General features: G+C 69.9%; 14 protein-coding genes. 5 read left to right on the top strand and 9 right to left on the bottom strand.

From position 1 onward, the window contains the following. Positions 1-36: 36 nt before the first annotated feature. Positions 37-756, bottom strand: coding sequence for an SDR family oxidoreductase (locus tag BLQ91_RS28935; protein ID WP_218130448.1), 720 nt, complete (start codon positions 754-756; stop codon positions 37-39). Positions 757-844: 88 nt separating this feature from the next. Between BLQ91_RS28935 and BLQ91_RS28930 the strand changes: the two genes are divergently transcribed. Beyond that, a complete protein-coding gene (locus tag BLQ91_RS28930) occupies positions 845-1,678 on the top strand; it encodes a LysR family transcriptional regulator (protein ID WP_090101954.1) in 834 nt (277 codons plus the stop codon). Here BLQ91_RS28930 and BLQ91_RS28925 read toward each other — a convergent pair. The 4 genes from BLQ91_RS28925 to BLQ91_RS28910 are packed head-to-tail and all read right to left on the bottom strand — an operon-like array spanning position 1,671 to position 4,513. Beyond that, positions 1,671-2,690, bottom strand: coding sequence for a copper resistance D family protein (locus BLQ91_RS28925; protein WP_090101824.1), 1,020 nt, complete (start codon positions 2,688-2,690; stop codon positions 1,671-1,673). The genes BLQ91_RS28930 and BLQ91_RS28925 overlap by 8 nt on opposite strands. Next, on the bottom strand, positions 2,687-3,214 hold the full coding sequence (locus BLQ91_RS28920) for a copper resistance CopC family protein (RefSeq protein ID WP_090101822.1): 528 nt from the start codon (positions 3,212-3,214) through the stop codon (positions 2,687-2,689). The genes BLQ91_RS28925 and BLQ91_RS28920 overlap by 4 nt, the downstream gene beginning before the upstream one ends. Further along, positions 3,211-3,948, bottom strand: coding sequence for a YcnI family copper-binding membrane protein (locus tag BLQ91_RS28915; protein ID WP_090101952.1), 738 nt, complete (start codon positions 3,946-3,948; stop codon positions 3,211-3,213). Before BLQ91_RS28915 ends, BLQ91_RS28920 begins: the two co-directional genes overlap by 4 nt. Positions 3,949-3,997: 49 nt before the next feature. Beyond that, positions 3,998-4,513 carry a hypothetical protein gene (locus BLQ91_RS28910; protein ID WP_143022853.1) on the bottom strand — a complete coding sequence of 172 codons (516 nt, stop codon included), beginning with the start codon at positions 4,511-4,513 and terminating at the stop codon, positions 3,998-4,000. Between the two features lie 59 nt (positions 4,514-4,572). Between BLQ91_RS28910 and BLQ91_RS28905 the strand changes: the two genes are divergently transcribed. Then, a complete protein-coding gene (locus tag BLQ91_RS28905; RefSeq protein ID WP_090101817.1) occupies positions 4,573-6,243 on the top strand; it encodes a BCCT family transporter in 1,671 nt (556 codons plus the stop codon). Here BLQ91_RS28905 and BLQ91_RS28900 read toward each other — a convergent pair. Beyond that, positions 6,221-6,655: a DUF6474 family protein gene (locus BLQ91_RS28900; protein ID WP_090101815.1), complete on the bottom strand. Its 435-nt coding sequence runs from the start codon at positions 6,653-6,655 to the stop codon at positions 6,221-6,223. The genes BLQ91_RS28905 and BLQ91_RS28900 overlap by 23 nt on opposite strands. An 83-nt stretch (positions 6,656-6,738) precedes the next feature. On the opposite strand from BLQ91_RS28900, the gene BLQ91_RS28895 reads away from it, so the two are divergent. Further along, entirely contained in the window at positions 6,739-8,382 is a 1,644-nt protein-coding gene (locus BLQ91_RS28895; RefSeq protein WP_090101813.1) for a TM0106 family RecB-like putative nuclease, read from the top strand. Here the strand turns inward: BLQ91_RS28895 and BLQ91_RS28890 are convergent. Continuing rightward, on the bottom strand, positions 8,379-9,137 hold the full coding sequence (locus BLQ91_RS28890) for an SDR family NAD(P)-dependent oxidoreductase (protein WP_090101812.1): 759 nt from the start codon (positions 9,135-9,137) through the stop codon (positions 8,379-8,381). The genes BLQ91_RS28895 and BLQ91_RS28890 overlap by 4 nt on opposite strands. Positions 9,138-9,472: 335 nt before the next feature. Between BLQ91_RS28890 and BLQ91_RS28885 the strand changes: the two genes are divergently transcribed. Next, a complete protein-coding gene (locus tag BLQ91_RS28885; RefSeq protein ID WP_090101810.1) occupies positions 9,473-11,254 on the top strand; it encodes a gamma-glutamyltransferase family protein in 1,782 nt (593 codons plus the stop codon). 86 nt (positions 11,255-11,340) lie between these two features. Here BLQ91_RS28885 and BLQ91_RS28880 read toward each other — a convergent pair whose 3' ends face one another. Both BLQ91_RS28880 and BLQ91_RS28875 read right to left on the bottom strand, forming a co-directional pair. Next, positions 11,341-11,673 carry a hypothetical protein gene (locus BLQ91_RS28880; protein ID WP_090101808.1) on the bottom strand — a complete coding sequence of 111 codons (333 nt, stop codon included), beginning with the start codon at positions 11,671-11,673 and terminating at the stop codon, positions 11,341-11,343. Positions 11,674-11,905: 232 nt separating this feature from the next. After that, entirely contained in the window at positions 11,906-12,280 is a 375-nt protein-coding gene (locus BLQ91_RS28875) for a hypothetical protein (RefSeq protein ID WP_090101806.1), read from the bottom strand. Positions 12,281-12,627: 347 nt separating this feature from the next. On the opposite strand from BLQ91_RS28875, the gene BLQ91_RS28870 reads away from it, so the two are divergent. Further along, positions 12,628-13,371, top strand: a complete 744-nt coding sequence (locus BLQ91_RS28870) for a class I SAM-dependent methyltransferase (RefSeq protein ID WP_090101804.1) — start codon at positions 12,628-12,630, stop codon at positions 13,369-13,371. Positions 13,372-13,373: the final 2 nt, after the last annotated feature.

The raw sequence follows: 13,373 nt of genomic DNA, 5'->3' as shown, positions 1-13,373 counted from the left end.
GCGTAGGGATGTTTCACGTTGAACATTTGACCGGCCTCACCAGGGCACGGTCCCGGCGTCGTCGAACAGGCCGCCGGTCGGACCGTCCTCGGGCAGCGTCGCCAGCCTGATGGCGACCTTGGCGCCGTTCGCGGGGGTTTCGGTCCCCTGGTGGCCGTTGAGATCGGTCGCCACGTAACCGGGGCAGACCCCGTTGACCTTCATCCCGGTGAGCTCCTTGGCGTACTGGACCGTGACCGCGTTCAGGAACGTCTTCGTCGGCGTGTAGCTCCCGTCGGCGTCGCCGAGTTCCACGCCGGGTGTCGTCTGCAGGGTCAACGACGACAGGTGGCTCGACTGGTTGACGATCCGCGGGTGGGGGGAGCGCTCCAGCAGCGGCAGCAGCGCGTTGGTGACGCGGACGACGCCGATCACGTTGGTCTCCAGCACCTCCCGCAGGCCGTCCGGGCTGACGACCGACGGCTTCGCGGGCCACGCCCCGGCGATCCCCGCGTTGTTGACCAGCACGTCGAGCCGCCCGAACCGTTCCTCCAGCAACGACGCGGCCGAGGTGACGCTCTCGTCGTCGGTCACGTCCAACGGCACGAAGAACGCATCTGCGCCGTTCGCCCGCAGTTTCGTCACCGCTTCCTCGCCGCGCCGACGGTCACGTGCCCCGACCCCGACGCTCATCCCGAGCGCGCCGAGGCCCGCCGCGATCTCGTACCCGATGCCCTTGTTCGCGCCGGTGACCAGCGCAATCGTCTTCTCGCTCATGACTTCGATCATGGTCGGAGGGGCGTTCGAGACCAACACCGCTTCGGTGCCGCAGCGATACCCGGCCGGTATGGATACCGTGGAGGGCGTGGAGACCAGGGAGCTCCGGTACTTCGTCGCGGTCGCGGAAGAGCTGCACTTCGGCCGCGCCGCCGAACGCCTCGGCATCGCCCAGCCGCCGCTCTCGCGCACGATCGCCCAGCTCGAGCACCGGCTCGGGGTCGCGTTGCTGACCCGCACCAGCCGCAGGGTCTCGCTCACGAACGCCGGCGAGGTGCTCCTGGCCGAGAGCAGGGCGATCCTGGGTGCGCTGTCGGCGGCCGAACGACGAACCCGCGGTGCCGCCGAGGACAGACCCTCGCTGGTGCTGGCCTCCAAGGCGGGTGGCACGGGCGAGGTGCTGGCGAAGTTGCTCGACGCGTACGCGGCCGAGCCCGGCGCCGTTCCTGTGGAGGTGCTGCTGTGCGAGTCCAACACCCACCTCGCGCTGCTCGACGGACGCGCTGACGCGGCGTTGCTGCACGAGCCCTACGAGCCGACGGCGGGCCTCGACGTGGAGGTGCTCCACACCGAGGGCCAGGTCGTGGTCATGTCGTCGGCGCACCCGCTCGCGGCCCGGTCAGGGGTGCGGCAGGCCGACGTCGAGGCCCTGCCGGAGCTCGCGCGGTGGCCCGCCCCGGACGGCACCTACCCGGACGGTTCCGGTGTCGAGGTGCGGAACCTGACCCAGTTGTTCCAGATGGTCGAGCTCGGCCGGACGGTCGCGGTGCTGCCCGAGGCCTACCGCACGAGACTGGCCGAAGGGGTGGTCGCGGTGCCGGTGGTCGACGCGCAGAAGGTGACGACGGTGATCGCGTGGCCGCCGCACGCCCGGTCGCGCGCTCTCGCCGACCTGGTCCGGGTGGCGACGGGGTTCAGCTGACGGGCGCGCGGCTCAACACCACCGCGAGGCCGAACGCGACACCCATGATCGTCATCTCGAGGACCGCCCACTGCACGATCGCGGTGACCTTGTGCTGGGAGATCTTCGGCAGCAGCCGCCACCGGATGTGCGCGCCGAGCACGGCGATCAGCAGCGCGCAGACCGCCTTGCCGAGGAAGAGCAACCCGTAGCCGGTGGTGAACATCGACCGCGGGAACGGCACGACCGGGTTGAGGACCAGTTCGAGGAGCCCGTTGAACAGGCCCGTCACCGTGACCACGACTAGGCTGGTCGTGGCGAGCTTCGAGAACTTCGGCAGCGCGATCGCCAGCAGGCCCTTGCGGTGGGCGACCAGCGCCATCAGCGCCCCGAGCCCGCCGGTCCACGCCGCGGCGCCCAGCACGTGCAGCTCCATGGAGACCATCGAGTAGTCGTGGTACTTCCAGTTGGAGGCGTGTCCGGTCACCGGGATCGGCAGCAGGCCGAACATCGAGACGAGGATGCGCAGCTCGGCCGGTACGGACTCGCCGCTGCGCACGGCCATGACACCGAAGACCAGGTACACGAGCGCGCAGGCCGCGCTGAACAGCAAGCCCTTGCCGGCGCCCACGGTCGCGATGTACTCGACGGCGTTGCCGATGCTGACGTTGCTGCCCGGCCGCAGCTCGGCGGCCTGCAGCGCGATGGCCGTCAGCGCGGTGACCACCCAGACCGCGGCGGCGACGACCGCGGCCGGCCGGGCGATCCGCATGACGGGTTCGGTGTGGGTGGGCCGGTCGAAGCCGAGCAGCTTCGGCAGGATCGACAGCCCGACGACGACCGTCGCCGAGACGTCGAGCAGCACTCGCGTGACCGGCAGGCCGTACCGGACCGCCGCCCCGGCGTCGACGACCCCGGCCACCACAACGGGTGGTGCCAGCACGAGGCCGAGCGCGATGCCCGCGAGCGCGCCGGACACCAGTCCGGCGAGCACGCGGTAGGGGGTGGGGGCGGCGGTCCGGACGTCGTTCATGCCTTCGCGCCCCCGCCGCGCAGCGCGAAGAACACGCCGCCGCCGAGCAGCACCACGGCCCCGACGATCCACACCCAGATCGGCAGGCCGTCACCCGAACCGCCGCCGGACGCGGAGTCCGGGTTCGCGGGGGTGGTGGGCGTACCCGTGCCGTCCCTGGTCAGCGTGAACGTCAGCTCACCGGACACCGGGTGGCCGTCGGCGGACAGGATCCGGTAGCCGATCTTGTACTGCCCGGCCTTGCCGAGGGCGTTGACCTTCGCGGACACGGCAGTGTCCTTGATCGTCGGGTCGCCGGGGGCCTCGTAGTGGCCCCCGTTCGCGTCGACGACGGTGATCGTGTTGACCCCCGCGCCGCCCTGCACGTCCTGGTCGAATGTCAGCGTGACGCTCGACGGACCGACCTCCAGCGAGGTCTTGTCCTTCGGGTCGCTGCTGATCAACGCGTTGTGCGCCGCCGCGGGGGCGGCCGTGCCGAGCACGGCCGCACCGGCGAACAGGAACGCGATCAGCGCTCGCTTCATGCCTTGCGCCTCGAACGCAGGATCGCGCCGACGCCGAAGCCGAGGCCGAGCGCACCGACGGCCAGACCGGCGCCACCGAGGTAGCGGGCTGTCTTGTCGGAACCGGCGGCGGACGCCTCGTGCGTGTCACCACCGGTGTTGGCAGCGGGGGTCGTGCCGTGACCGCCGTGGCCGTCGTCACCGGCCTTCTTCGGGGCGAGCTTCAACGCGGGCGCCGGGTGCTCCGGCTCCTTGCCGTCGGCACCGGGGGCCTGCGACCAGTCGACGACCTCGCCGTTCTCGTAGGTCTGCTTGGTCGGCAGGAGCAGCGTGTCCTTGCCCTCCGGCAGCGTGCCGAGCGCGACGAAGAACTCCTGGTACTCGTTGACGCCGATCTTCGTGGCGCCCTCCGCGGTCCAGGTGATCGAGGTGAACGCCTCGGTGACCTCCTTGCCGCCGACGGTCACGGGCTTGTCGAGCTTGCCCTTCACGACCTCGGCCTTCCAGCCGGGCATCGGCTTGGTGCGCACCGACGTGAGCGGCGTGTCCTGCGGCAGCGTCACCTCGATCTTGGTGGTGCCGGCGTTGTCCCGCTCATTCGGGACGCGGAACGCGAAGGTCGCGCGGCCGCCCTGGGTGAACTCCGCGGGCTGGGCGCTGACGTGCGCTGATGCGGCGGTGGGGGTGCCGAGGACGGCGAGTCCGGCAACGGCGAGGACGGCGAGCGTGCGCACGCCGAATCGATTTGTCGACATGAAGTTGTGGCTCCTGATCGCCAAGGGGTTCGGAGGGGAATGCGGATGATCAGGAGTCACAGGGCGGGCCGCGCCGCCGGTTCGCACGGACGACGTCCAGGTAGTGCGCGTTCTGGACGTACGGCGTGCCGGTGAACGTCCGCGCCGGCGTCGCGACCGGCAGCGGCGTGAGCCTGCGGGGGATCAGGCGGGTGACGGCGGCGAACAGCCTGAACAGGGCGTTCTCGGCGTGGAAGAGCAGCAGGCCGGTCAGCGACGCGGCCACGAGGTGTGCCACGACCATGTGCCAGGTCAGCGTGTTGCTGTGCTCGTGGGTGACCCAGGTGAGCAGCAGGTGCTGCGCGAGCTGGGCCGTGCCGAGCCCGGCGATGACCGAGAGCTTCCCGGTGCGCCTGTCGGCGAGCGAGGCCGCCGCGAACGCGATCAGCGCCACCAGCGGAAGCGCGTGGACGAACTCCGTCAGCTCGCCGCCGCCCAGCCCGTGGGCGGTGATCGTGAGCGCCGCGGACGTCGACGCGAGCGCGGCACCGCGCAAGGTGCGCAACTCGCTCGTCCGTGTACTCACGAGGATTGAGGGTAATCGGAGGAGTTTCGACCGGTCCACGAGCGGGTAATCGGGGCCGCATGACCGTTCAATGCGACAGGCCGGGCCGTACCGACCGGGTTGTGTTCGGCGTTGCCGCAGGTCTCACGCTTGCGTTCGTGACCTGGGGAGTCATCGCCACCGAGAGTCTCGCGTCCGCGTCGAAGACCGCGCTGGGATGGATCATCCAGCACCTGGGATGGGCGTTCGTGCTCTCCGCCACCGGCTTCGTCGTCTTCGCCCTCTGGCTCGCGTTCAGCCGCTACGGCAAGATCCCGCTCGGCCGGGACGACGAGAAGCCCGAGTTCAAGACCGTGTCCTGGGTCGCGATGATGTTCAGCGCCGGCATGGGCATCGGCCTCATGTTCTACGGCGTCAACGAGCCGCTCACCCACTTCGTGAAGCCGCCGCCCGGCACCGACGGGGACCCGTTGGAGACCGCGATGGCGACCACGCTGTTCCACTGGACGCTGCACCCGTGGGCGATCTACGCGATCGTCGGCATCGCCATCGCGTACAGCAGTTTCCGCCGCGGCCGGTCCTCGCTGATCAGCTCCGCTTTCGCGCCTCTGCTGGGACGCCGTGCCGCGTCCGGCTGGGGCCGTGCCATCGACGTCATGGCGATCTTCGCGACGTTGTTCGGCTCGGCGGCGTCGCTGGGCCTGGGGGCGTTGCAGATCGGGTCCGGCCTGGAGGCCGCCGGCTGGGGAGGCCAGGTCGGCAAGGGCGTGCTGGTCGCGATCATCGCCGTGCTGACGATGGCGTTCGTCGCGTCCGCGGTCTCGGGGGTCGCGAAGGGCATCCAGTGGCTGTCGAACACCAACATGGTGCTGGCCGTGGTGCTGGCGCTGTTCCTGTTCGTCGTCGGGCCGACCGTGTTCATCCTCAACCTGCTGCCCACCGCCCTCGGTGACTACTTCCGCGAGCTCGCGACGATGGCGGGCCGCACCGCCGCCTCCGGTGGCGACGCGACCCAGACGTGGCTGTCCGGCTGGACGATCTTCTACTGGGCGTGGTGGATCTCGTGGACGCCGTTCGTCGGCATGTTCATCGCGCGGATCTCGCGCGGCCGCACGATCAAGCAGTTCGTGTCCGGCGTGATCCTGGTGCCGTCCGCGGTGTCGCTCGTGTGGTTCGCGATCCTCGGCGGAACGGCGATCTTCGAGCAGCGCGGCGGTGTCGACCTCGCCGGCCAGTCCTCGCCGGAGTCGCAGCTGTTCTCGCTGCTCGGCCAGTTCCCGCTGGCCACCGTCTCGGGGATCGTGGTGATGGTCCTCGTGGCGATCTTCTTCGTGTCGGGCGCGGACGCGGCGTCGATCGTCATGGGCACGCTCTCGCAGCAGGGCACGATCCAGCCCAAGAAGCCCGTGGTGATCTTCTGGGGCGTGACCACCGGTGCCGTCGCGGCGGTGATGCTGCTGGTCGGCGGGTCCAACGCGCTGACGGGCCTGCAGAACCTGACGATCATCGCGGCGCTGCCGTTCATGGTCGTGATGGTCGGGCTGTGCGTGTCCCTCGCGAAGGACCTGCGCTCCGACCCGATGATCCGGCGAGAGGAGCGCGTCGCCGAGGTCATGGAGGAGGTCACCGCGCACCTCGACCCCGGTCAGGTGGTCGAGGAGGCGGCGGTCAGGGCCGTGGCCGAGGTGACCGGGAAGACCCCGGACGTCTCACCGAAGGCCCCGGACGTCAGCGCACGTTCAAACGCCTGAGCAGTTCCTGCTCGAGCATCTCCAGATCCGTCCCGACGGCCCGGTGCGCTGCCTTGCGCCGGGCCGCCGGCATGCGTTCGGAAGCCCGCACCGCGGCGAGCAACTGCGCCAGTCGTGCCTCGGTCTTCGACACCCACTCGGAATCGGAAGTCCGCACACTCTCGAGCGAGTCCGAAAAGCCGACGATCCGCGCGTGCAACCGGGCGCCGTACCCCGAGTACTTCCCGATGTCGGCGACGTCGATGCCGAGCCTGCGCGCCCGGTACCTGTCGTACTGCTCGCTCAAGACCCCAGCTCCGCGGACGATGACCGGGGCCAGCACCGGAATGAGCGCGGGGCCCACCACCTTCGCGACACCGACCAGGTTCCTCGCCCGGCTGGGCGTGAAGCCCGCCTTCGCTTTGCGCGCCATTCGGGTGCTCCTCCTCCGTCACGTGAAACTTACTGTGCAGGTTGCCGACACATCTCCCCGACGCGCGACATACCCTGCATCCTGTGACTTCCCAGGTGCAGCTAGACGCCGGCGTGGTCACTCGTTGTCGGCGGCGGGTGCACCTCGAAAACGATCCGGAAATGCGCGACGCCCCCAAGGCGGCGCTTGATCCGGCTTCGGAACAACGGAAAGCGGACGCGACGAACCACCGTCGCGCGGTGGCGGACGCGCTCGGCCGGATCGCCGGCTCGGACCTCTTCGAGGTGCCGAACGGGCCGGATGTGCGCAGTGCGGACCGGGAACGCGTGACGCTCGCCGCGATGGAGATGGGCGCGCCGTACATCTGGGGCGCCGCGCTGCCGCGTGACGCGCGGGGCGGCCGTCGTGGCGGCATCGACCTGCTGGTCAAGGACACCACGGGGTACGTGCCGGTCCTGGTGGTGCGCCACAAGATCACCGACCCCGGCCAGGGCGCGAAGACCAGCCCGCTGACGTTGCCGCTGCCCGGTGGCAGCCGCACCGACCCGCACCGCAAGGTGCGTCCGCAGCCCCGCGACCAGCTCAGGCTCGCCCACGCCCAGCGGCAGCTGCAGGCGGCCGGCTACGCGAGGGCCGGACGCGCCACCGGTGGCGTGATCGGCATGGACGCCGACGTCGTGCTGTGGCACGACCTGGAAGCGCCGACGTGGCCGGGCGGCCGCACCGCGCTGTCGGAGTACGACGCGCGGTTCAGCGACCGGCTCGCCGTGGCCCTGGCCGCCGCGAACTCCAGGGAGCCGCTGGCCAGGCCCTCGCGGATCGTCGACTGCAAGACGTGCCCGTGGTGGCCGACGTGCGACAGCGACCTCAAGCAGGGCAGGGACGTCAGCCTCGTCGTGCGCGGCGAGGACGCCGTGGCGCTGCGGAAGATCGGTCTGTCCACTGTGGACAAGCTGGCGGAGCTCGACCCGGCGGCGGAAGGTCCGGTCCAGCTCGTCGGCATGCCGTTCGGCGACGCCGTGGTGCTGGCGAGGGCGTGGCTGCGCGACCTGACGCTGGTGCGCCGCGTGCCCGAGATGAACGTGCCGCGCGCGGACGTCGAGGTCGACGTCGACATGGAGAGCTTCGGCGACCTCGGCGCGTACATGTGGGGCTGCCTGCTGTCCGGGAAGGACATCGACGAGGAGCACGGCTACCGCGCGTTCGTCACGTGGGAAGCCCTGCCGTGCGACGACGAGGCGCGCTCGTTCGCCGAGTTCTGGACCTGGCTGACCGGGATCCGCCTGCGGGCCAAGGCGCGCGGGCTGTCGTTCCGCGCCTACTGCTACAACGAGCTCGCGGAGAACCGCTGGCTGCTGGCGTCGGCGGAGAGGTTCGCGGGCAAGCCCGGCATCCCGACGGTCGCGCAGGTCAAGGAGTTCATCAACTCCGACTCGTGGGTCGACCTCTTCGGGATCGTCCGCGAGCAGTTCCTGTGCGCGCACGGCAAGGGCCTGAAGATCATCGCGCCGGTCGCGGGCTTCCGGTGGCGCGACCCGGAGGCCGGCGGCGAGAACTCGATGCGCTGGTACCGGGCCGCGGTCGGGCTGAACGACGACGAGCTCGACGTGGGGCAGCGGCAGCGGTTGCTGGAGTACAACGAGGACGACGTCCGGGCCACCCACAGCCTGCGCGAGTGGATGACCTCGGACGCGATGTCCCGCCTGCCGTACGCCGGAGAGCTCTAGCGCGGTGCCATGCGGAGAGCGCCGTCCATGCGGATGACCTCTCCGTTCAGGTAGTCGTGCTCGATGATCGACAGCGCGAGCTGCGCGTACTCGGCGGGCTGCGCCAGGCGCTTCGGGAACGGGACGCCGGCGGCGAGGCCCGCGCGGAACTCGTCGGAGACCGTGGCGAGCATCGGGGTGTCGACGATGCCCGGCGCGATCGTCAGCACGCGGATGCCGACGCTGCTGAGGTCGCGGGCGGCCGGGAGGGTCATGCCGACGACGCCGCCCTTGGACGAGGCGTAGGCGACCTGGCCGATCTGGCCGTCGAACGCGGCGATCGAGGCGGTGTTGATGATGACGCCGCGGGCGCCGTGCTCGAGCTCCTCGGTCTTGCCCATCGCGGCGGCGGCGAGGCGCAGCACGTTGAACGTGCCGATCAGGTTGATCTCGATGACCTTGCGGTACAGGTCGAGGTCGTGCGGGCCGGTCTTGCCGACCGTGCGGGACGAGGGGCCGATGCCCGCGCAGTTCACCGTGATGCGCAGCGGGACACCGGAGCCCGCCGCGGTGTCGACGGCGGCCTGGACCTGTTCGCCCGAGGTCACGTCCGCGGCCAGGTAGGTGACGTTCTCGACCGTCTCGGCCTTCTCGACGGCGCTCGGCAGGTCGAGCGCGAACACCTGCGCTCCCCGCGCCGCCAGCGCACGTGCGGTCGCGCCACCGAGACCGGACGCGCCACCGGTGACGATGGCCGCGGTACCCGAGATCTCCATGCCTTCACCCTCCTCGAAGCGGACTGCTCGCGAGGAGGTTAACGCTCGTTACCTGGACTTCAACGGTCGGTCCAGTGCAGCAGCGCCACGAGGGGCACCGCTGCCAGGAGCGCGAGGCCGATGAAGATCGTGGCGATCGTCAGAATTCCCATGCCTAGAACTGTGCCGTTCGACCGTGTTCGAAACATCGCCCGCGCCGGTAGACCTCTGGGAGGAGATCCGTGACGGTCGGCTACGACCAAAGTCGCACCCGTCCCTGAGGGTGCTCCGTTCGGGTCTGGGGCATGCGTCACTTGGAGTCACGAAATATAGTTAGCCCCGCGTACCTTTATGGGGTGTTCACCACCCGCCCCGAACTCGTCGGCACCTTCGGCATGGTCGCCTCCACGCACTGGCTGGCCTCGGCTTCGGCGATGGCCGTGCTCGAGGACGGCGGCAACGCCTTCGACGCCGCCGTGACCGCAGGATTCGTGCTCCAGGTCGTGGAACCGCACCTCAACGGCCCCGGCGGCGAGGTGCCGATCCTCTTCTCGGCGGCCGGAGCGGCCCCGCGCGTGCTCTGCGGGCAGGGCGTGGCACCCGCCGGCGCGTCGATCGAGCACTACACCGGCCTGGGCCTGTCGCTGGTGCCCGGCAGCGGTCTGCTGGCCGCCACCGTGCCCGGCGCGTGGGACGGCTGGCTGACTCTGCTGCGTGACCACGGCACCAAGACGTTGCGCGAGGTGCTGGACCGCGCGATCGGCTACGCCCGCGACGGCTTCCCTCTCGTCGAACGCGCCGTGCACACCATCGGGCTGGTCTCCGGCCTCTTCACCGAGCACTGGCCGACCTCGGCCGCGCAGTGGATGCCGGGTGGCGTCCTGCCCGCGCCCGGCGGCCGGTTCCGCAACCCGGCGCTCGCCGACACCTGGGAGTGGCTGCTCGCCGCCGCCGAGGCCGCCGGAGCCGACCGCGAGGCGCAGATCGAGGCCGCGCGCCGGGCGTGGTCGCAGGGGTTCGTGGCCGCGCAAGTCGACGAGTTCTGCCGCTCCTCCTTCCGCGACGACTCCGGGCGTGACCACGCCGGTGTGCTGACCGGTGCCGACATGGCGTCGTGGGAGGCGTCGTACGAGGACGCGCTCATCGTCGACTTCGACGAGTGGTCGCTCGTGAAGGCCGGCGCGTGGACGCAGGGACCCGCCCTGGCGCAGCAGCTGCGGCTGCTGGAGGGGTACGACCTGTCCTACGTGGACGGCAAGCCCACCGCTGAGACCGTGCACCTGGCCGTGGAGGCCGCCAAGCTCGCGTTCGCCGACCGGGAGGCCTGGTACGGCGACGTTCCGGACGTGCCGCTGGAAACGCTGGTCTCCCGCGCCTACGCCACCGAACGCCGGGCGCTGATCTCCGACACCGCGTCCCTCGAGCTCCGCCCCGGCTCGCCCGACGGCCGGGAACCGCTGCTGCCGCAGCACATCATGAGCGGTCCGTCGTCCACGGTCTCCGACCCGACCGGCGCGATCGGGGAGCCCACCGTGGCCCGCTCCGGCGTCACGCGCGGGGACACGGTGCACGTCGACGTCGTGGACCGCTGGGGCAACATGGTCTCCGCGACGCCGTCCGGCGGCTGGCTGCAGTCCTCGCCGACGATCCCGTCGCTCGGCTTCTGCCTGGGCAGCCGCGCTCAGATGTTCTGGCTGGACGAGGGCCTGCCGAACTCGCTGGCGCCGGGCAAGCGCCCGCGGATCACCCTGTCCCCGTCGATGGCGCTGCGCGACGGCCGCCCCGCGCTGGCGTTCGGCACGCCCGGCGGCGACCAGCAGGACCAGTGGCAGCTCGGCTTCTGGCTCGCGCACCGGGCGGGCCTGAACCTGCAGGAGGCGATCGACTCGCCGATGTGGCACTCGAACGCGTTCCCGAGCTCGTTCTACCCGCGTGCCTGGACGCCGGGAGAGCTCGTCATCGAGTCCCGTGCCGGCGTGGACGTCCTGGCTGCGTTGCGAGAGCGTGGCCACCAGGTCGTGGACGCCGGCGAGTGGACCCTCGGCCGGATGTCGGCTGTGTCGAGGGACGCCTCCGACGGACTTCTGCGCGCCGGCGCGAATCCACGCGGCGCGCAGGGGTATGCGGCAGGCCGTTAGACGCCGCGCTTCCGAAAAAGAGGAACGGCGCCCGATTCGAGGGGGAGGGAATCGGGCGCCGCCCCGGTCAGGAAGCGCTGGTCAGATCAGATGTCGAGGTGCGCGAGGCCGTTCAGCGGCTTCCCCGGCTCGCTGAGACCGAGCAGCGTCGAGGCGGGCACGCCGTCGACGTTCTCGATGAGCGCGACCACGTCCGGTTGCTTCCCGTTGATCGCCTGGACCTTGCCGTCGACGGCGGACGTGTCGACCTTCGCGAGGTCGCCGATCGCCGCGACGTCGCCCAGCTGACCACCGAGGTCGGGCTGCGTGTGCGCGGTGGCGTCCGCGATGTCGGCGTGTGCGGTCCCACCCAGGCCGAGCAGGACGGCGGTGCTGCCGAGGGCGACAGCGGCCCCCGCGACGGTCTTCCTGAGGTTCATGGGCGCGAAGGTGTCGTGTTCTGACCCTCTACAGCAAGCTCCGTAACTCGGGCGAGGGAAGTTCTTCATCCTTTGAGGTGCTCGAGATACAGGTAACGCTGTCTTTGGATGTGCGACGACCGCCGCGCCGGAAGTACTACCGAACGTCACTGTTCCGGTCGTATTGAACACAGCGCCGGAAACGGGCAGCACGAATCAACGCCACAAAGCGCGGCGGCTTCGAAACGGGCGGCTAGGCGATCGCGCCGGGCGGCAGCTTCAGCTTGAACGGCAGCGTCGTCACCACGGCCAGGTCGGACGCGGTCGCCTTCATGAGCGAAGGAGCGTTGCGGGCCCCGGGTTCCGGCAGGTCGAGCAGCCGGTCGACGGCCTCGGCCAGCGGGCCCTCGTAGATCCACACGGCCTGGGCCGGGCGGGCCGAGTCGCGGACCGCGGGCAAACGCCCTGCTCGCGCCTCTGTCTCCGACCAGAACAGGATCGAGTCGATGAAGCCTCTGCGCTGCTTGAACGCCATGATGCGGTCGAGCTGCCCGGCGTCGTCCCTCAGGTGGAGGAACTGGAAGCCGTTCTCGCGCAGCTCGATGACCTTGTTCAGTGCGTGGTCCATGGCGCACCTACCCCTGTGGGGTCACCTTAGGGTGACCGATCAGTCGTACGACCCAAAAGGATCGTACGGTAAGTCGATGATCGTCCGTAAGACGTACTCCGAACGAGTATCTCAATTGGTGGACGGTTGTGGCGCAGGGTAATCGTTCCCCTTCTTGGAAGAGGAAACGGCCAGGACGGCCGCTACGGTTCGCGTCAAGAACGCCAAACCGCCCAATGTGACTAGCGTCACTGTGATCCACATGTGTCGCCTCCGAGTGGTGACCTGCACAGGTAGACGTGTAGCACTGCGGGCGGGTTGTACGTACCCGCCACGCCGCAGGTCGGGGTCGGGCAGAATCTCCGTTCGTGGACTTCGAGGTCGTGAAGAAGCAGGCTCTGGACTTCAGGCGAGAGCTGCTCACGCGCAAGGAACAGCTCACCGTCGAGTTCGACTGGTACCCATACGACACGATGGCCAACATCTACCACCTCGATGCCATGCTCACGGGTGAACGAAGGAACCTGTTCGGGCAGGTCGCGGGTGGCACGGTCGCGGACATCGGAGCGGCGGACGGCGACTTCGCCTTCTTCCTCGAGCAGCGGCTGGGGTGCTCCGTCGACCTGATCGACAACCCGCCGACGAACTTCAACGGGGTGCGCGGCGCTCGCCGGATGCGCGAGGAGCTCGCGTCGGGCGTGCAGATCCACGAGATCGACCTCGACACGCAGTTCCGGCTGCCGCGCGACCACTACGACCTCGTCTTCTTCCTCGGGATCCTCTACCACCTGAAGAACCCGTACTACGTGCTCGAGGAGCTCGCGAAGCGCGTCGACCGCCTGGTCGTCTCCACGCGGATCGCGCAGCTCTCGCCGGACCACGAGACCGCGTTCGCGCACCTGCCCGTGGCGTACCTGCTCCACCCGACCGAGGCCAACAACGACGCCACCAACTTCTGGATCTTCTCGGACGCGGGGCTTCGCCGGATCTTCGACAGGACCGGGTGGGCGGTCGAGGACTACGTCACCGTCGGTGTCACGGAAGGCTCGGACCCCGCTCACGCTGACCGCGACGAACGCGCGTTCGCGTTGTTGCGCAGCACCCGCCGATGAAC

Origin of the sequence: Lentzea jiangxiensis (assembly GCF_900104175.1) — a bacterium.
In the GTDB taxonomy this organism is placed as follows: Bacteria; Actinomycetota; Actinomycetes; order Mycobacteriales; family Pseudonocardiaceae; genus Lentzea; species Lentzea jiangxiensis.
The sequence above is the reverse complement of the archived record's forward strand: the minus strand, read 5'-3'. Positions and strand labels throughout refer to the sequence as shown.

Excerpts from the sequence above, each read along its gene's own strand:
- BLQ91_RS28935 (WP_218130448.1), bottom strand. The coding sequence starts at position 756 with ATGAGCGAGAAGACGATTGCGCTGGTCACCGGCGCGAACAAGGGCATC.
- BLQ91_RS28925 (WP_090101824.1), bottom strand. The coding sequence starts at position 2,690 with ATGAACGACGTCCGGACCGCCGCCCCCACCCCCTACCGCGTGCTCGCC.
- BLQ91_RS28920 (WP_090101822.1), bottom strand. The coding sequence starts at position 3,214 with ATGAAGCGAGCGCTGATCGCGTTCCTGTTCGCCGGTGCGGCCGTGCTC.
- BLQ91_RS28915 (WP_090101952.1), bottom strand. The coding sequence starts at position 3,948 with ATGTCGACAAATCGATTCGGCGTGCGCACGCTCGCCGTCCTCGCCGTT.
- BLQ91_RS28905 (WP_090101817.1), top strand. The coding sequence starts at position 4,573 with ATGACCGTTCAATGCGACAGGCCGGGCCGTACCGACCGGGTTGTGTTC.
- BLQ91_RS28900 (WP_090101815.1), bottom strand. The coding sequence starts at position 6,655 with ATGGCGCGCAAAGCGAAGGCGGGCTTCACGCCCAGCCGGGCGAGGAAC.
- BLQ91_RS28890 (WP_090101812.1), bottom strand. The coding sequence starts at position 9,137 with ATGGAGATCTCGGGTACCGCGGCCATCGTCACCGGTGGCGCGTCCGGT.
- BLQ91_RS28880 (WP_090101808.1), bottom strand. The coding sequence starts at position 11,673 with ATGAACCTCAGGAAGACCGTCGCGGGGGCCGCTGTCGCCCTCGGCAGC.
- BLQ91_RS28875 (WP_090101806.1), bottom strand. The coding sequence starts at position 12,280 with ATGGACCACGCACTGAACAAGGTCATCGAGCTGCGCGAGAACGGCTTC.